This is a genomic window from Candidatus Methylacidiphilales bacterium, from assembly GCA_028713655.1.
Lineage (GTDB): Bacteria > Verrucomicrobiota > Verrucomicrobiia > Methylacidiphilales > JAAUTS01 > JAQTNW01.
In genome coordinates this window covers 51,903-68,953 of record JAQTNW010000016.1, presented here as the reverse complement: position 1 = coordinate 68,953, position 17,051 = coordinate 51,903, and the positions used below count along the sequence as shown (strand labels likewise).

The 17,051-nt window shown below is 55.0% G+C and carries 15 protein-coding genes and 1 tRNA gene; 8 read left to right on the top strand and 8 right to left on the bottom strand.

What is annotated here, in order from left to right; all coding sequences use genetic code 11:
• The 5 genes from rpmE to fabD form a co-directional block, all read right to left on the bottom strand.
• Window positions 1–131: 50S ribosomal protein L31 (gene rpmE, locus PHD76_07080; GenBank protein ID MDD5261598.1), on the bottom strand; the 131-nt coding region annotated here is incomplete at its 3' end.
• 26 nt (window positions 132–157) lie between these two features.
• Window positions 158–1,402: a beta-ketoacyl-ACP synthase II gene (gene fabF / locus PHD76_07075; GenBank protein ID MDD5261597.1), complete on the bottom strand. Its 1,245-nt coding sequence runs from the start codon at window positions 1,400–1,402 to the stop codon at window positions 158–160.
• A 55-nt stretch (window positions 1,403–1,457) separates the two neighbouring features.
• The gene (acpP, locus tag PHD76_07070; GenBank protein MDD5261596.1) at window positions 1,458–1,706 is read right to left on the bottom strand and encodes an acyl carrier protein; all 249 of its coding nucleotides are present in this window, start codon (window positions 1,704–1,706) and stop codon (window positions 1,458–1,460) included.
• Window positions 1,707–1,812: 106 nt separating this feature from the next.
• On the bottom strand, window positions 1,813–2,553 hold the full coding sequence (gene fabG, locus PHD76_07065; GenBank protein MDD5261595.1) for a 3-oxoacyl-[acyl-carrier-protein] reductase: 741 nt from the start codon (window positions 2,551–2,553) through the stop codon (window positions 1,813–1,815).
• On the bottom strand, window positions 2,540–3,463 hold the full coding sequence (gene fabD, locus PHD76_07060; GenBank protein ID MDD5261594.1) for an ACP S-malonyltransferase: 924 nt from the start codon (window positions 3,461–3,463) through the stop codon (window positions 2,540–2,542). The genes fabG and fabD overlap by 14 nt, the downstream gene beginning before the upstream one ends.
• 190 nt (window positions 3,464–3,653) lie before the next feature.
• Between fabD and nth the strand changes: the two genes are divergently transcribed.
• Window positions 3,654–4,313 (top strand): endonuclease III, encoded by a 660-nt coding sequence (gene nth / locus PHD76_07055; GenBank protein MDD5261593.1) that lies wholly within the window; start codon window positions 3,654–3,656, stop codon window positions 4,311–4,313.
• A gap of 243 nt (window positions 4,314–4,556) precedes the next feature.
• Here the strand turns inward: nth and PHD76_07050 are convergent, their stop codons facing one another.
• Together PHD76_07050 and PHD76_07045 are read right to left on the bottom strand one after the other, a co-directional pair.
• Window positions 4,557–7,889, bottom strand: a complete 3,333-nt coding sequence (locus tag PHD76_07050) for a tetratricopeptide repeat protein (GenBank protein MDD5261592.1) — start codon at window positions 7,887–7,889, stop codon at window positions 4,557–4,559.
• 169 nt (window positions 7,890–8,058) lie between these two features.
• The gene (locus PHD76_07045) at window positions 8,059–8,892 is read right to left on the bottom strand and encodes an NAD(P)-dependent oxidoreductase (protein ID MDD5261591.1); all 834 of its coding nucleotides are present in this window, start codon (window positions 8,890–8,892) and stop codon (window positions 8,059–8,061) included.
• 287 nt (window positions 8,893–9,179) lie between these two features.
• On the opposite strand from PHD76_07045, the gene infC reads away from it, so the two are divergent.
• From infC to PHD76_07015, 6 genes are all read left to right on the top strand, one after another.
• Window positions 9,180–9,764: a translation initiation factor IF-3 gene (gene infC / locus PHD76_07040; protein ID MDD5261590.1), complete on the top strand. Its 585-nt coding sequence runs from the start codon at window positions 9,180–9,182 to the stop codon at window positions 9,762–9,764.
• A gap of 20 nt (window positions 9,765–9,784) precedes the next feature.
• Window positions 9,785–9,991 carry a 50S ribosomal protein L35 gene (gene rpmI / locus PHD76_07035; protein MDD5261589.1) on the top strand — a complete coding sequence of 69 codons (207 nt, stop codon included), beginning with the start codon at window positions 9,785–9,787 and terminating at the stop codon, window positions 9,989–9,991.
• A 46-nt stretch (window positions 9,992–10,037) separates the two neighbouring features.
• Window positions 10,038–10,385 carry a 50S ribosomal protein L20 gene (gene rplT, locus PHD76_07030; GenBank protein MDD5261588.1) on the top strand — a complete coding sequence of 116 codons (348 nt, stop codon included), beginning with the start codon at window positions 10,038–10,040 and terminating at the stop codon, window positions 10,383–10,385.
• A 61-nt stretch (window positions 10,386–10,446) separates the two neighbouring features.
• The gene (pheS, locus tag PHD76_07025; GenBank protein ID MDD5261587.1) at window positions 10,447–11,454 is read left to right on the top strand and encodes a phenylalanine--tRNA ligase subunit alpha; all 1,008 of its coding nucleotides are present in this window, start codon (window positions 10,447–10,449) and stop codon (window positions 11,452–11,454) included.
• Window positions 11,455–11,565: 111 nt separating this feature from the next.
• Window positions 11,566–11,648 (top strand) — tRNA-Tyr (locus PHD76_07020).
• 57 nt (window positions 11,649–11,705) lie between these two features.
• Window positions 11,706–13,988, top strand: a complete 2,283-nt coding sequence (locus PHD76_07015; GenBank protein ID MDD5261586.1) for a PAS domain S-box protein — start codon at window positions 11,706–11,708, stop codon at window positions 13,986–13,988.
• A 46-nt stretch (window positions 13,989–14,034) separates the two neighbouring features.
• On the opposite strand, the gene PHD76_07010 is transcribed toward PHD76_07015, so the two are convergent.
• Window positions 14,035–15,087: a hypothetical protein gene (locus PHD76_07010; GenBank protein MDD5261585.1), complete on the bottom strand. Its 1,053-nt coding sequence runs from the start codon at window positions 15,085–15,087 to the stop codon at window positions 14,035–14,037.
• A 125-nt stretch (window positions 15,088–15,212) separates the two neighbouring features.
• On the opposite strand from PHD76_07010, the gene PHD76_07005 reads away from it, so the two are divergent.
• Entirely contained in the window at window positions 15,213–17,021 is a 1,809-nt protein-coding gene (locus tag PHD76_07005) for a glycosyltransferase family 39 protein (GenBank protein MDD5261584.1), read from the top strand.
• The last annotated feature ends 30 nt before the right edge of the window (window positions 17,022–17,051 follow it).

The following is a 17,051-nucleotide window of genomic DNA, read 5'->3' as shown; positions in this document are numbered from 1 at the left end:
GTGAAGAAGGGATGGCAGGCGGCGCAGATGCCGATGCGGAGGGTTTCGCGTGTGGAGCGGGTTGTGTAAACGGCCCCGCAGGCGCACGTGATGGTGGTTACTTCGTATTGAGGATGTGTATCGGTTTTCATAGCGCCTTCTGGAAAGCAGCCGGATATCAAACAAACTTTTTCGCTATAATGCAAGCGTTATGTCCGCCGAACCCGAAAGAATTGTTCATGATGGCGTTGATTTTACCGGAGCGGGCGGTGTTGGGGACGTAGTCCAGGTCGCATTCCGGGTCCGGATCTTCCAGGTTGATGGTGGGCGGGACATTGCCGGTTTCGATGGCTTTGAGGCAGACGGCCAGTTCGACGGAGCCTGCGGCCCCCAGAAGATGGCCGATCATGGATTTGGTTGAACTGACCCACACATTTTTTGCCTTGTCTCCAAAGACGGATTTGATGGCCTGGGTCTCGCAAATATCCCCCTGGGGCGTGGATGTGCCATGGGCATTGATGTATTGGATGTCCGACGGGTTTAGGTTGGCGAGCTGGAGGGCGCGTTTCATCGCCCGGGCGGCCCCTGCGCCTCCGGGAGCGGGGCTGGTCATGTGGTAGGCGTCCGTGGTGGCGCCGTAGCCGACGATTTCGCCGTAAATTTTTGCTCCTCGCTTTTTTGCGTGCTCCAGTTCTTCCAGGACAATGACTCCGGCGCCTTCGCTCAGCACAAATCCGTCGCGGCCCTTGTCGAAGGGGCGGGAAGCGCGTTCGGGTTGGTCATTGCGGGTGCTGATGGCCTTCATGGCGCTGAATCCGCCGAGTCCGATGGGAACAACCGCAGCCTCACTGCCGCCGGTGATGAAGACATCCCCTTCGTCGTCCTTGATCAGGCGCCAGCTTTCGCCGATGGAATGGCTGGCGGTGGCACAGGCGGTGACGATGGCAAAGCTGGGGCCCTGGAAATTATATTCGATGGCAAGGAGGCCTGATGCGATGTTGCTGATCATCATCGGGATCATGAATGGGGAGACCCGGTTCGGTCCGCGATCTTTCAGGGTGCCGTGCTGGTCTTCGAGGCTTTGCAGGCCTCCGATACCGGATCCGAAGATAATGCCGCAACGTTCCGGATTAAGCGATGTGCTGCCCAGTCCGGCATTGGCGTAGGCTTCTTTGGCGGCTGCAAACGCCAATTGGGTATAGCGGTCGCAGCGCCGGGCGTCCTTGGGGTTTTTGAAGAAGTCGGTTGGAGTGAAATTCTTGACCTGTCCGGCGATTTTGGTGGCGAACAGGGTGGTGTCGAATGTGGTAATGGTACTGACGCCGCTTTTGGATTCCAGGATGTTATTCCAGAAAGTTGGCAGGTCATTGCCGAGGGGGGTAACCACCCCCATGCCGGTCACTACTACACGTCGTTGGCTCATGAAAAGACAAGGGCACCCGTGGCGGGTGCCCTCTTGTCAAAAAAGAAATCCGTTCCTATTTGCTTTCCTGTTTTTCTTCAATGTATTTGATTACATCGCCAACACTGGTCAGCTTTTCGGCGTCTTCATCGGGAACTTCAATGGAAAACTGCTCTTCAAATGCCATGACGAGTTCGACGACATCGAGTGAATCGGCTCCCAAATCCTCAATGAATTTGGCTTCCGGGGTGACCTGTTCGGGGTTCACGCTCAATTGTTCGACAATAATTTCTTTTACTTTTTCTTCGATAGGTTTTTCGGACATCGTTTGCTCCTGCCTTAATTTAGGTTCATTTCTCTATAGTCCACCGTATTTATGGTGGCCGGGCTTCCTTTGGCAACTAAAAACTTCACAGAGAGGAGAATTATTTTTAGATAAACAAGCCCCCATCCACTGTAAAGACCTGGCCTGTGATATAGCTTGATTCGGAGCCGCTTAGGAATAGCGCCAGTTCAGCCACGTCGCGGGCCTCGCCGAGGCGTTTCAGAGGGATTTGTTCCAACAGCTTCTGCTTCAACTCTTCCGCAAGATCATGAGTCATATCGGTTTGTATAAAACCGGGGCAAATGACGTTGCAGGCGATATTTCGGCCCGCCAGTTCCTTGGCGACGGATTTGCTGAAACCGATCAAACCTGCCTTGGCGGCGGCGTAATTGGCCTGCCCGGCGTTCCCGTGAAGGCCGATGACCGAGCCGATGTTCACAACCCGGCCTTTGCGCGCCTTGATCATGATTTTGGCCGCCGCCCGGGTCCAGTTAAAGGCCCCCTTGAGGTTGGTCTGCAGGACCGAGTCCCAATCCTCGTCGCTCATGCGGATGAGAAGCGTATCGCGGGTGATGCCGGCGTTGTTGATGAGGATGTCAATCTGGCCGAAATCCTTGTGGATTTTTTCCACCGTTTCGTTGACGGATGCGGACGAGGAGACATCCGTTCCGTAGCCGGAATATTTGACACCGAGGGCCCTGACCTCCTCGGCAATGGCGTTGGCCGAGGATTCGCTGCGGGCGATGCCGGCGATATGGCAACCTTCTCGCGCCAATGCCAGGGAGACGGCTTTTCCGATTCCACGGCTGGCGCCTGTGACAATGGCGACTTGATTATTTAATTTCATGAAGGGCTCCCATGAGTTCGTGCAGGGTGCCGATGCTCAGGCACTGAATTTCCTTGTCGATGCGCTTGCACATGCCTGCGAGGACCTTGCCGGGCCCCAGCTCGATGAACTGGGTGACGCCGTATTGGATCATTTCCTGCACGCAGTTTTGCCAGCGTACGCTGCCGGTCACCTGTTGGAGCAGCGTTTCGCGGATTTCGGTTTCGCCGCAGACCCGTTTACCGAGCACGTTGCTGTAAACGGCGATATCGGACGCGTGAAGGTTGGCGGCATCAATAAAGGGTTTGAGGCCTTCCTGGGCCGATTTCATGAGGCGCGAATGATAGGCTCCGGCGACGTTCAGAGGGAGGGCGCGTTTCAGCCCCAGATCCTTGCCTTTTTCAGCGGCAAAGCGGATTTTTTCCATTTCGCCGGACAGCACGATTTGGCCGGGGCAATTGTAATTGGCGACCTCCAGGCCGGTTTCGGCGGCCAGCAACTGGGCCTGTTCCGGTGTGGCGCCGATCAACGAAAGCATGCCTCCATGAGTCTTTTGGCAGGCCTCATGCATCAAGCGTCCGCGGTGGGCGACCAGGTTCAGGCCGTCAGCAAAATTAAAATGTCCGGCGGCGGTATGTGCTGTGAATTCGCCCAGCGAAAGGCCCGCAGCGGCATGAATGTGCAGGTTGGGACGCTCCTTTTTCAGGGCGGCCAGCAGGGCGAGGCCGTGTACAAAAAGCGCAGGCTGGCAGTAACTGGTATCGGTCAGGCGTTCTTCCGGACCCTCGAAGCAGATTTCGGAAAATCCGTTTTTCAACAGTTCATCCGCCTCTTGAAACAGAGCTGCAGCCTCGGGGTACGATTCGACCAAATCTTTACCCATGCCCACGTGCTGGGCTCCCTGGCCGGAAAATAAAAGGCCGATTTTCAAAGCTGTTTTCTCCTTGTTGGTTGCTTCCGCGCCCGGATGGACGCCAAAGCAAACGAGCGTTTAACCAAAGTTTCGCGCAATGGACAAACTAATTTTACTCCGGATTCCTTCCGGGAAGACCCCGTGGCACAGAAGCCGCACAAAAAACCATTTTTGTGGAATGAATTGCCACAGACTATAGAATGCCGGGATGTCTAAGGCCAGCAAAACCGCTTTGGCTTCCTGTGCGGCACGCCAGATTGAAATACTCAAAAAAACCTATCCGGACGTGCATTGCGAATTGGACTATCGTACGCCGCTGGAATTGTTGGTGGCCACGATACTTTCGGCCCAATGCACCGACGTCCGGGTCAATCGCGTGACGCCCCGGCTTTTTGCCCGCTATCCGTCCGCAGAGGCCTATGCCGGGGCCGAGCCTGCCGAACTGGAGGCGTTGGTGCATTCGACGGGCTTTTACCGCAACAAGGCAAAAAACATCCGCGAGTGCTGCCGTATTTTGGTGGAAAAATACAAAGGCCAGGTCCCGCGAAGCATGGAGGAACTGCAAGCGCTGCCGGGCGTGGGCCGCAAAACCGCCAACGTGGTGCTCAGCAATGCTTATGGAATCCAGGCGGGGATTGTGGTGGACACCCATGTGGGGCGTCTTGTGCGGCGGCTCGGACTCACCTCCGAGAGCGACCCTGTGAAAGTGGAGAACGCGCTGCTGCCGTTGGTTCCACAGGGAGACTGGGGACTTTTCTCACACCTGTTGATCTGGCATGGGCGGCGGCGCTGCGCGGCCAGGAATCCGGACTGCGCGCATTGCGAACTGAAACGGATCTGCCCCAGGATTGGCGTGGCGGATGCATAAAAGCATTTAACGCCAAGCCACAAAGTCTTGCCCGCGAAACACGCGAAAAGAAAAAGTAAGGTTAAATTGCAACTGCTCTTTCTCTAACTCTATCTCCAACTCTTAATCATACTCCCAACTTCGGCGGGGCTTGAAACTGAACACTGAAAATTCGCCACAGGACGGATTCGCAGTGGCGAACTTGAAACCGGGATTTAACCGCAAGCGCCAACCCCCCCTGTCTTTCCCCTTGTCAGGGAGAACTTACCGTAATAGTTCCTGGGCTTTGGAGGTCCAGGGCGAGGTGGAATAGCTTTCGCTCATTTTGTCAAAAAGAGCCCTGGCCTCGGTTTTTGGATTTTTATCCGAATTCTGAAACTTCTGCAGTTTGGTGGTGTAAATTTGAATGGCCGTGTACAGGCCTTCCGGAACCACATCACTTTGATTGGCATAGAACAAATAGGCCTTGAGGCAGTAATTGGCCGCGAGTTCATAAATGGGGATTTCCTTGCCGTCGGGCAGTTTGGTTTCGGATGTCGTGAGGTTTTTGTCGGCCATGAGTTTCAGTGTCTTTCCAAATTCCACCATGGTGCGTGCCTTGACCTCGTCCACATTTGTGGAGCGTTGGTTGGCCATGACATCCTTCCAGATTTTAAACGCCTCTGCGTAGTTGCCCTTTTCCCGCTGGGCCAGTCCGCGGTTGAAGTTTGCATCGAGGATTTTTTCCGACCATTTGTATTTTTCACCCAGTTCCTTGAACAGATCCTCGGCCTTTGCGAGCTCGCCCTTGCCGGTATATGAGGCGCCCAATCCATAGACGGCGGAAGCCTGTGCCCGTAGAACGTCGGGAAAGGCGTCCTTCAGCACCTGGTAGATTTTCAGGGCCGTGTCCCAGTCCTTGTTGTCCAGCAGCAGGGAGCCATAACGGTCATATTCCTGCCAGGCGATTTTTTTCGGGTCGCTCGCATTTTCGTTTTTCGGGTCGCTGAATTTCCCAAAAATATCCCGGTAGAAACTCAGGGCCTGCTCGGTATCGCCGGCTTGGTAAACAAATCCGGCGCGGGCGATCATGACCAGTGCCACAGCGCCATCATCGTTGAGAGAGCCGGCCAGTTTGCTGAAATAGGTGGTGGCGTCACCGGCGCTGGTGAGTTTGCCTTTCACGCGCAGAAGCTGGAGTTCCGTCATGCGTTGCAGGGTGGTTCCGAGGGAATTAACCTGGCCGGGTTGAGCGGATGTGTAGAGGGCCATGCCGTATTCCTGGAGCAGGCGGTCGCAATAGCGGTAGGCTTTCTCGATGGACGTTTTCCAGGCTTCGAGTTCGGCGCCCTTGAGGATGAGAGGATTTCCAAGGTGGACAGCCTGTTTGCGGTAAATGTCGAAACAATGGAGCAGCGCAGTGGTTGGGTAGATGGAATTTTTGCGGCCGGCTTCCCCTTCCCGCATGCTTGCGGGCAATGCATTGAACGCTTCCACTACTTTCAGGTAGGCTTCCACGGATTCGTCCGGTTTCTTCGAGACTTCCTCCAGATACCGGGCTCTTTGGTAGTAGGCGTACAGATTGCGTTCCGAATTTGGAAATGCGGCCATCTGTTTGTTTTGCGCCTCAACCATTTTTTCATATTCGTTGGACGACTGGTAAATGCCCCAGATTTGTTCATGGGCCTTCAGCTTCAGGTCGTCGTTGTTGTAGTTTTTGATGAAGGCGGCGTAGGCTTCCAGCGCTTCCGGGATTTTTTTCTGGCTTTTCAGGCAGGCGGCCATGTAGTAGGCGGCTTTCGGGGCGTTGTCCGACTGCGGATAAGCCTTGAGGAAGTTTTGATATTCCGCGAAAGCCTCGTCCGGTTTCTTGGCGTTGAACAGGATGTTGGGGACCTGGAAGGCGGCGTCCTCGCGCAAGCGGCTGTTCTTTGCGTTTTTGCTCAAATCCTGCATGGCGGCCAGTCCCTCGGGGATTTTGTTGCCCTGAAGAAGAGCGATTGCCCGCAGGTGCCTGGCGTTTTCCGTTTCTTCCGGCGATATTTTTATTTTGCCGGTTTCGGCGTCCTTGAGAAAGTCGTCAAAGGCCTTGATCGCTTCGTCGGTCCTTTTGAGCGCGATTAGGATTCCGGCCTTTTCCTGGGGCACCCGCACCACGTAGGGGCTGTTGGGAGGCGCATCTTTGAGAAAGTCATCGAACCGCTTCAGCGCATCCTCGTACTTTTCCTGCTGCTTCAACGCGATGCCGAGAAAATAAGGAACATTTTTTGTCTCGGGATCATTTGGAAACTTTTGTTTGAACTCCGCGAAATGCTTTTCCGCGGCACTGCTCTGGCCCTGCAGCGCGTAGGTGATGATCAATTGTACGGTCAACTGCTTTTGCTGGTCCTTGCGGGCGAATTGTTGCGCGTGCCGTAAAACGACCCGTGCCTCGTCGTATTTCCTGAGCTGCATATAACAAAGGCCGATTTGCAGCAGCGCGTCGGTGGCTTGATCCGGATTTTGTTGAACCTCCGCCAATTTTTGTTGTTCGCGCTGCAACGACCGTGTGAGGGTGTTCACCTGGGCTTTGTTGCCGGCGGCCCCGCCGATTTTTTGGCGGATTTCCTCAATGCGCTGCTTTTGGTTGGCTTCGATGTCCGATTTGCTGCTCAGATGGCGGTAGGAATCAATCGCCTTCATGAAGGCGTCCGTCCGGGATTCCGCGGGGGCAAGGGTGGCAAGGTCAAAATTCAGATTGGCCAGCTCGAAAGCCGCGCGATTTGCCAGAACTAGATTTTCGCTTTTGCTCAGGTGCTCATAGGTTTGCTGGGCGCGTTCGATGATTTCCGCCGCCTCGTCGTATTTAAAATCCTCCCGCAGCTTGTTATATTGGAGTGTTAGCATGTGGCCGAGGGCGAAGTCGATGTCTTCGGCCATGTCTTCGATGCCCTTGCGCTTGGTGAGTGCTTCCAGGATTTGGACGGCTTCGGCGTATTTGCCGATAACGCCCAACATGCTGGATTTGGCCATCAACGCATCGGTAACAATGTCGCTGTCGGGGAATTTGTCGGTTAGTTCCTTGATTTTGGCCGAGCCGTCGTCCACCGCTTTGACGGCGGCGGCTTCCTGGGTTGCGAAATTTTTCGCCGCGAATCCGAGTTTGGCTTGCGCATAGTAAAACAAGGCATACGGCGCCAATTCCTTGGATTCAGCGGTGATGGCGGTTTTTGGGTCTGTCAGGGCGGTGTAGGCCTTGTCCAGGGCTTCGGAAGCCTTGTTGTAATCGCCGGCTCCGTAATAGGCAATGCCGAGATAATAAGCCGCCTGGGGGATGGTGGCTTTATCGAAGTTCTTGCTGTCGGACAGATATGGAATGGCGTCACTGTATTTTCCCAACAAACAATCAATTACACCCAACAGATAGCGGGCATTGGGGACTTCGAAGCTGGTGGGATATTGCTGGATCAGTTGGGTGAGCTTTTGTGCGGCTTCATCCATTTTACCGGCCTGGAAGGATTCAAACGCCGATTTGGCCGAGCTTGTGGCGTCTTCCCCCCGAACTTGGTTTACACAGAGGAGGGCCAGGCAGGCGGTCAGCAGGATGGCGGATTTCAATTTCAACAAAGGCTTTACCATGTCGATTATGTTACAAATATTGAGTTTGCATAAAACACTTTTTATCCCTTTTTGAATTTTTGCGTCGAAGCACATGGGATGCTACATCCGCAGGAATGGGGAACTTCAGCCTTTTGGGGGTCTATGCGCCGCGGGGACGGGCTGTTTTGCACACAACCAGCCCGTCATCTCATGGCGTATGGACCACCAGCAGCCGGATCAAGGCCGAGAAATCGAGGTCGCCCCAGCCTTGGTCCATACCCTGTGTATAAATTTCACAGACGCGCCGGGTGAGTGGCAGCGTGGATGCGGGAGCGGAGTCCAGCGCGAGCCTGAGGTCCTTGTGCATGTGCTTGATGGAAAACTGGGGGCTGAATTCAGCGGTTGAAAGTTTGTCTTTTTTTAGATCACTGACACCGGAACGGGCGACATTTTGGGCCAGAACATCAAAAAAAACGGGATCTGGAATACCGGCCCGGCGGGACATTTCGAGCCCTTCCGAGAGAGCCTGGCAGATGGCGGCGATCTGCAGGTTCATGGCGAGCTTGACGGTGGAAGCCTGGCGGTTGTCGCCGAGATCAAAGATGGCTTTGCTCAAGGGTTGCAGGACTGAGCGCGCGCGCTGCTTTGCTTCAGCGCTGCCTCCGAGAAAAAACACATTTTCCCGCTTTTCGGCGGCGGGTTTGCTGCCGGTGAAGGGGGCTTCGACATAGGAGGCCCCGGACTGTTCCACCATGCGCCTGAAGGATTCGGAACTTTCCGGGGAAATCGTGCTGGATTGCAGGATCAACATGGAACGGGTCAGAACCGGAAGGATTTGAGTGAAAATTTCCAGGACGGCGGGCGGATCTGCCACCACAATATGGATGACGTCGGCGCCTGCGACGGCCTTGGGCAGGTTGGGCTCATACCCGGGGACGGTTTTGGGACTGCGGTTCCAGATTTTGAGCGTGTGGCCGTCGGCCTGGTAGTGTTGGGCCCAAGCCTGGCCGATAATGCCGTATCCAATGAGGGAAATATTCATGGTGTCGGATGCCTACTATTTCACGATTTTGCCCGTGGGGCCACCCGAAATGCGGAAAGCATGGAAAATTGGTCTTGCGTCATGCCCTGAAATATCTCAACAATGGACAAGTATGAATTTCAGGGATCCAACAGCCAGGCCGTTTACCAACGGATTGCTGTAGTTGTGTCTATGTTTTCCCTCCTTCCGCCCGTGTCCGGCTTTTTCTTTTCAGATGCCCCGCCCGTTTTGCAGGACATTTTGAATTCATAAAATCAAACAGGAGATCCGCTATTCACCCGTTCCAACTGAGAATCAACAACCGCATCCGCGCCAGGGAAGTCCTGGTCATCGGGCCGGACGGCCATTCGCTGGGGCTGATGGAAGTCAGCACCGCCCTGATCCAGGCGCGCAAGCATAACCTGGATCTGGTGGAGGTAAGCCCCAAAGCGCGCCCGCCGGTCTGCAAAATCCTGGATTACGGCAAATACCGCTACGAACTTTCCAAGCGGGACAAGGAGGCGCGCAAACAAAATGCGGCCGCCAAGGTCAAGGAGCTGAAGTTTCACGTCAATATAGACGGGCACGATTACGACACCAAGCTGCGCCATGCGGAAACCTTTCTTTTCCGGGGGATGAAGGCCAAATGCATGTTGGTGTTCCGCGGCCGGGAAATGCAGCATCAGGACCTCGGAAAGGAGCTGGTGGCCCGCATCCGGAAGGATCTGGAACATGTGGGGCTGGCCGATGCCGAGCCGAAATTAATTGGCAGGAACATCAATTTGATGTTAACTCCCCTCCCGCTTAATAAAAGGGCGAGGAAATTCACGAAGGAAAGTGACACGGAATTTGACGAAGAAGAAGAAGGCGGAGCAGATTCCGCCACAGAGTAATCAATAGAAAGACGGATCCAATGCGCAAAGGAAGTTCAGCAAAAACAAAGAAAGCCGTGGCCAAACGGTTCAAATTGACGGCCAGCGGAAAACTAAAAATGAGCAAGGCCGGACGCCGCCACCTGGCAGCCAGCAAGAATCGCAAACGCAAACGCCATTTGGCCAAGCGCGCGATGGTATCCGCGGCCGACACGCCGCGGATGAAACTGTGCTTGCCATTTAGCTGAGTCTTCTCTTTAATTTTCCGCTTTTCCACGATTTAAAGGAGAGATTATGCCCAGAGCAACAAATGCAGCCGCCTCACGTGAACGACGCAAACGCGTCGTGAGTTCGGCCAAAGGATTCCGCGGCAACCGGAGCAAGCTGTTTCGTTACGCCAAAGATGCCACCACAAAAGCCAAATATTGGTCCTACCGCGACCGCAAGACGCGCAAGCGCAACTTCCGCATGTTGTGGAACACCCGCATCGGTCTGGCTGTCAGGGAATTCGGCCTGACCTACAGCAAGTTCATTGCCGGACTGAAGACGGCCAAGGTGGAAATCGACCGCAAGATCCTGGCGGATCTGGCGGTGAGCGAGCCGGGCGCATTTCAGGAAGTGGTCAAACTGGCCAAGAACTGAGACCGGTCTTTTAGATTTTTCAACGCCGCCGTACTCCGCAGTCCGGCGGCGTTTTTATTCCATGATCGAGGAACTGCAACAGTTGAAGGAGCAGGCCCTGGCCGAAATCGGGGGGGTGCAGGACGCGGCTGCTTTGGAGGCCTGGCGGGTCAAATATCTCAGCCGACAGGGATTGCTCCCGGCTGTCCTTGAAAAAATCAAGGACGTCCCCAAGGAACAACGGCCTGAAGCCGGCAAGAGTTCAAACTTAGTAAAAAAACAGATCAACGACGCCTTTGATCTCAAAAAGCAGTCCTTTGGCGGCGTCTCCCACGGCCAGCCGGAAGATACCAGCCTGACGGGCCGCCCGTTGCCCTGCGCCACGCCCCATGTTGTGCATCAGACGATTGACCGGATCGTTTCGATTTTTCGGCGCATGGGTTTCGCGCTTGCGGACGGGCCCGAGATGGAGACGGAGTTTTACAATTTCGACGCGTTGAACACGCCGGCGGACCATCCGGCCCGCAACGAGCAGGACACTTTTTATGTGGATCATCCCGCAGACCCTAAATACGGGCGCTACCTGCTTCGCACACAGACTTCCACCGTGCAGATACGGACGATGGAAAACCAAAAGCCGCCGATCCGGATTATTGCGCCCGGACGTTGTTATCGCCGGGATGAAATCGACGCCACACACGGTGTATTTTTCCACCAGATTGAAAGCCTGGTCGTGGATGAGGGAATCACCCTGCGCGACCTGAAAGGCGCGATGGAATATTTTTTCAAGGAGTTCATGGGCGCCGACACCAAAGTGCGGTTCCGGCCGCATTTTTTCCCGTTCACCGAACCGAGTTTTGAAATCGACATGGCCCGTGCCGGCTCGAGCGTGAAGGGCCGGGAATGGCTGGAGATTTGCGGTTGCGGCATGGTGGATCCGGCTGTGTTTCAAAGCGTCGGGATTGATTCCGAGCGTTACACCGGGTTTGCTTTTGGCATGGGAGTGGAGCGGATGGCCATGCTGCGGCACGGCATCCCGGACCTGCGCCTGTTTTACGAGAACGACATCCGGTTTCTGAAGCAATTTTGATTTTCATCGCCAAATTGCCCTGCCTGGGATATAGGATTTGAGGGTTTTTTCTTCAAAGGGAGCTGACGGGTTGACGTCTATGCGCGAAGTCTCTAATATTTTATTTCCTTCGGGCGGATACCGAAGTGGCCAAACGGGGCAGACTGTAAATCTGCTGGCTCACGCCTTCGATGGTTCGAATCCATCTCCGCCCAGACCGCCGCAGGCGGTTTTTATCATTCAACGGGACGCTTGCGCTGCTGTGCAATGAAATGAGCGCGAAACTTCACATTTTAATGCTGGAGGACGAGGCGGCGGACGCTGAACTGGTTATTCAGAAACTGCGCGAGGCCGGAATTGACGCTGATAACAAGTGGGTTTTCACAGAGTCTGATTTCCTGGAGCAACTCCGGAAATTCAATCCCGACTTGATTCTTGCCGATTATTCGCTGCGGGGTTACGACGGCATGTCCGCCCTGAAGGCGGTAAAAAACCTGCGGCCGGAAATCCCCTTTATTTTTTATTCGGGATCGATGAACGAAGAGCTGGTTGTGGACGCCCTCATCAATGGGGCGACTGATTACGTGTTGAAGCAACGCTTGAACCGCCTCGCGCCGGCCGTCTTGCGCGCCATGCGGGAAATCAAGGAACGCCAGCAGCGCGTCGAGGTGGAGTCGGGATTGAAGTTGTTAAGCGCGGCATTGCAGCATGCGTCGAACGCCGTGGTTATCACGGACCGCGAGGCCAGGGTTATTTGGGTAAATCCGGCGTTTACCCGTCTGACCGGGTACGCGCTTGAAGAGGCAAAAAATCAGAAGACCAATCTCCTGAAATCCGGCGTGCATGACGAAGCTTTTTACAAGGAACTGTGGGAGACTGTGCTTGCCGGGAAAGTCTGGCATGCGGAGATGGTGAACCGGCGCAAGGACGGGACGCTCTATACGGAGGAAAATACCATCACGCCGGTTTTGAATGACAGGGGCGATATTACCCACTTCATTTCCATCAAACAGGACATTACGGAGCGCAAGCAGAGTGAAGAAAAACTCAGGGCGCTCAATGGACAGTTGAGGGCTCTATTCGAGGACTCTCCCCTGGCGTCGGTTGTTTTGGACAGCCGGGGTTTCGTAACTTTGTGGAATCCCGCGGCCGTGCGTGTTTTTGGCTGGACGGCTTCAGAAGCGATTGGAGGGCCTCCACCCACTGTGAATCAGGCAAAACGCGCCGAGTTCGAGAATCTTTTGAGGCGGGTTATGTCAGGCGAACATATTCAGGGGCTGGAAATCGTGCGCCAGCGCAAAGATGGGGCCGACTTGAACCTGCGTATTTCCGTCGCGCCCCTGTATGACGCCAAGGGCAAAGCCACATCTTCCATGGCTGTTTTTTCCGATATCACGGATCAGAAGCGCCTGGAGGCCCGGTTTCTGCGGGCCCAGCGCCTGGAAAGCGTCGGGCAGATGGCGGGCGGGATCGCCCATGATTTAAACAATATACTAGCGCCAATACTGATGGGGATTCCCATGCTGCGCGAGGAACTGAAAAGCGAGGAGTTGAAGACCCTGATGAGCGCGATGGAGAACAGCGCCAAACGCGGGGCCGCGATCATCAAGCAAATCCTGACTTTTTCCCGCGGCGTCCCAAGCGAGCGTGTCCCCCTGCAAACAAACTATATCCTTCAGGAGATTGCCCAGATCATCCGCGAAACATTCCCCAAGTCCATCACGTTGAAACATTCCATCCCCAATGATCTCTGGAACATGGAAGGAGACATCACGCAGCTCCACCAGGTGTTGATGAATCTTTGCGTCAACGCCCGGGACGCGATGCCGAAGGGCGGGGTGCTTACCCTGGCGGCTGAAAATGTTGTCCTGGATGAAAATTTTGCCGCCACAACTCCAAACGCCAAACCGGGGCCTCATCTGGTCTGGCTGGTTTCGGACACCGGCACCGGCATTTCGCACAGCGATTTGGATCGTATTTTCGACCCCTTTTTCAGCACCAAGGAATCCAGCAAAGGCACAGGGTTGGGGCTATCGACGGTGCTCGGCATTGTCCGCAACCACGACGGTTTGATTCTGGTGGACAGCAAGGTGGGGCAGGGAACCCAGTTCAGGGTTTATTTCCCCGCGCTGAATGCGCCAATCCCATCCGATCAGATGTCAAACGAGCCTCCGCAGCGGGGTAAAGGGGAACTGGTCCTTGTGGTGGACGATGAAGCGGGCATTCGGGATGTGACCGGGCGCGTGTTGAGAAAATACGGGTATGAAGTGTTGCTGGCCGCGAATGGTATTGAAGCGCTTTCCTTGTTCAAGTCCCGCCGATCCAAAATCAAGGCTGTGTTTGCCGATTTGATCATGCCGCAGATGGACGGAATGGATTTGATTGCGAAACTGAAAAAAACGGATTCCAAGGTGAAAATCGTCGTTTGCAGCGGGCAGGTTGAGGATTTGAATGCGGATGAGCTGAAGAAACAGGGTGTTAGGGAGATTTTAACAAAACCCTACAGCCCTGTCATGCTTCTGGCCGTACTGCAAAAAGTGTTGAAGGCGAAATAAGGCGGTTGGATTTTGCGCCGGTATTCCATACCGCACGGCATCCCGGTCAACTGCCCGCCGCCTTGGAGCATTCCTCCATGAAATTGCGGATCGACCGTTTCACCTCGATCAACATGATGTTTTCAGCCGCCATCCGTTCGATGCCTTTGGCAAATCCAATGGACGGGGTGATGACAAAATCGCTTCTCCACACAAAAGTCCGGGTTTTGCCGTTGATTTGCACCGGAAAAAATTCGGACAAGGTAAGCGAAATGTAGTATTTGGAGGAAACGTAGTAGGTGATTTCAGCCGACTTGTAGCTTGCCCCGGTTTGGACAAAATTTGCGGCCAGCGCGATGGTTTGGTCCCCCTGGATGCTGGAGCTTTCCCAGTAGTACACCGGGTCGAGGCTGTTGGGAACCTGTCGCCCGCTCATGACGCCGTCCAGCACGCCGAGAAAACGGTTCAGCACAGGGCCGCGCTTTTTCAGCATGACCACCAGTTCCGGACCGGGCTCGAATTTGTCGTTGCCGGTTTGGTACGGATCCGAGCCCATCAGCCCCTTTTTCTGGAAGGCAAGAGCCCGCTGTAACAGGATTTCTTTCCAAGCCGCGCTGACGGCGGATTTGTCCGCATTTTTTTCCGTGGATGCCTCCGCCACTTTTTGTTTTTCTTCCTGGTCCAGGTTGAGCTGGGTGGTGTCGGCCAGTCCGCCGCCGCCGCCGAAGAAACTCCATTGGGCAATGTTTTGAACCGAGAAATCCTGAAGGTCACTCCGCGTTGCCGGATTGGAAACACGGTGGTCAATGCTGGCGCCGAGTGTTTTGTCGCCGGTGTCATTCTTGGGACGTTTCAAGTCGCGGATGCGTTCGATGACTTTGTCGGGAGGCAGGGCCAGGACATAGCAGGTCTCCACATCCATGTTCAGGGCCAGGCCTTCCATGGGTACATGGTTGCCGCGGATTTCTCCGCCTGCCAGGTCCTGGGGCGTCGCGGGATCGATGTACGAATAGCTTTTGACGGCCTGCCAGGATTCCTCCCCGGAAGCCAGGGGGCAGGTTGCCGGGAGTATAAATAGAATGGCCGCAAAAAGGACCGGCGCGCGAAAACGTTCTTTCATGGGACGTTATTTATGGGATGAATCTTCCCGCGGCAATCTCAATCGTGTTCAATTTGCTTGCTTCTACAATTGCCGGTCGGTTAGCGTTTGGCGGCTTGAATAAATAGATAAGGGATGATTTTCGCATGCATGAATTCCGCGCCAGTCCGGTTGAGTTGCCGGAAATGGGAAAAGGGGGCGTATTTGTTTTCGGCAGCCGTTGGAACGTGCTGCTGATATTTGCCTTACTGTCTATTGTTTTTATCGCCGGAAGCTTTGAACCGGTGGTTTATGACGAAACCGAGGGCCAGTACAGCGGCGCAGCCCGCGAAATGCTGGCTCGGGGCGACTGGCTGCTGCCCACCAACAACCAGCTCCCCCGCCTTCAAAAACCTCCCCTGGTTTATTGGTGCCTCATGGCCGGCATGTCCGTTTTTGGAAAATCGGAATTTGGGGTACGCCTGCCGGTGGCATTGGCCACGGTTGCCTGGGTTTTTTCAGTCTATCTGCTGGGCCGGGCCGTGGGCGGGCGCCGTTTCGGGCTGGCAGGCGCGCTCTTGCTGGCTTCTTCCTGCGGTTTTTTTGTTTTCACCCATGTGATCATGCCGGAAGTGTTTCTCGCGCTTTTTATCACCCTGACTTTCTGGGCCATGCTGCGCGCGTGGCAAATGCCGGAAAACAGGGTGTTTTGGACGCGGCTGGCCTGGGTGTTCATGGGGGTGGGCTCCATGTGCAAGGGATTACACGGCGCACTGTGGCCGTTGCTGGCGGTTGCGGTGTCCGCGCTGTGGGACAAAAATTCGCGGCCTTTTTGGAAGGCCTTCTTGAGCGTGGAAGGGCCGTTGATTATTGCGGTCATTTTGCTGCCCTGGTATGGGCTGATGCAATTGCGTTGTCCCGGATTCATCCAGGACCATTTCATCAACGAACAACTTGGCCATGCGGTGGACAAACGCTGGCCCCCCAGCAGCAATCAGGTCGGTTTGTTGGTCTTTGTCTTGCAACATTTTTTCATGCTTATGCCGGGCATGTTGCTGTTGCCGGCCGCGCTTGTTTCTTTGAAGTCGCATGTACCGAAAGATCCGGAGCTCTGGAAATTTAGCCGTATGTTTCTGGGGGGTGCCTTTTTGGTCATTCTGCTGACATCCATGACTTCGGCCCGGCAGGATTATTACACCATGGCGGGCTGGCCGGTGCTGACCTTGTTGCTTGCGTTCGCGGTGGTGGAGCCCCGGCCCCAGGCGCGGGTTTGGTATTTCCTGCCTTTTGTTTGTCTCCTCGCCGCGGGGCTTGCGGGCGCGGGCTTTGTGTTGTGGTTGGTGACGCGTTCGCAGGAAACCGCAGCTGCGGTCACGCCGCTGGTCGAGCGGGATCATTTGTTGACGGCATTGCAGGGATTTTCAATGGGCGCCTGGCTGGATTTCATGCCTCTGATCCGGAATACATCGCTGAGCTTGTTGTTAGGTGGTGTGGCCGGTCTCTGGCTCGTTTGGCGCAGGAAACTGGCGCCTGCCTTCGCGGTCCTGATGCTGTCGATGCTGGTTCCGTATTTCATGGCAGTCCGCGGATTTGCGGTGAAGCAGGATTTTTTCTCGATGGAGAACTCGGCGGTTAAAATCGAATCGGTGGCGCAACCGGACGCCATGGTGGTGTACGATGGCTATCCCAACCTCGCCTCCAGCCTCTTCTTTTACCTGAACCGGCAGGTGTATTGGTACGGCGTCCCGCTCAACTACGAATATGCGACCCGCAACCTCGGCTTGGGCCGCGAATTGTATTTGCAGGATGATTCCTTGAAAGCCGCATGGGATTCGCCGCGCCAGGTTTTTTTGATTATTGAGCAGTCGGCGGCGGCGGTATGGGAAAAGCGGCTCTCGCTCGCGCCCGGACAAATGAAGCCCTTTTCCACCAGCGGCACGCGCGTGGTGTTGACCAATCATCCTATAGTGAAATAATTCAGCCTTGTTTTAGACAGTCCTTTCATT

Excerpts from the sequence above, each read along its gene's own strand:
- fabF (MDD5261597.1), bottom strand. The coding sequence starts at position 1,402 with ATGAGCCAACGACGTGTAGTAGTGACCGGCATGGGGGTGGTTACCCCC.
- acpP (MDD5261596.1), bottom strand. The coding sequence starts at position 1,706 with ATGTCCGAAAAACCTATCGAAGAAAAAGTAAAAGAAATTATTGTCGAA.
- fabG (MDD5261595.1), bottom strand. The coding sequence starts at position 2,553 with ATGAAATTAAATAATCAAGTCGCCATTGTCACAGGCGCCAGCCGTGGA.
- nth (MDD5261593.1), top strand. The coding sequence starts at position 3,654 with ATGTCTAAGGCCAGCAAAACCGCTTTGGCTTCCTGTGCGGCACGCCAG.
- PHD76_07050 (MDD5261592.1), bottom strand. The coding sequence starts at position 7,889 with ATGGTAAAGCCTTTGTTGAAATTGAAATCCGCCATCCTGCTGACCGCC.
- PHD76_07045 (MDD5261591.1), bottom strand. The coding sequence starts at position 8,892 with ATGAATATTTCCCTCATTGGATACGGCATTATCGGCCAGGCTTGGGCC.
- rpmI (MDD5261589.1), top strand. The coding sequence starts at position 9,785 with ATGCGCAAAGGAAGTTCAGCAAAAACAAAGAAAGCCGTGGCCAAACGG.
- rplT (MDD5261588.1), top strand. The coding sequence starts at position 10,038 with ATGCCCAGAGCAACAAATGCAGCCGCCTCACGTGAACGACGCAAACGC.
- pheS (MDD5261587.1), top strand. The coding sequence starts at position 10,447 with ATGATCGAGGAACTGCAACAGTTGAAGGAGCAGGCCCTGGCCGAAATC.
- PHD76_07015 (MDD5261586.1), top strand. The coding sequence starts at position 11,706 with ATGAGCGCGAAACTTCACATTTTAATGCTGGAGGACGAGGCGGCGGAC.
- PHD76_07010 (MDD5261585.1), bottom strand. The coding sequence starts at position 15,087 with ATGAAAGAACGTTTTCGCGCGCCGGTCCTTTTTGCGGCCATTCTATTT.
- PHD76_07005 (MDD5261584.1), top strand. The coding sequence starts at position 15,213 with ATGCATGAATTCCGCGCCAGTCCGGTTGAGTTGCCGGAAATGGGAAAA.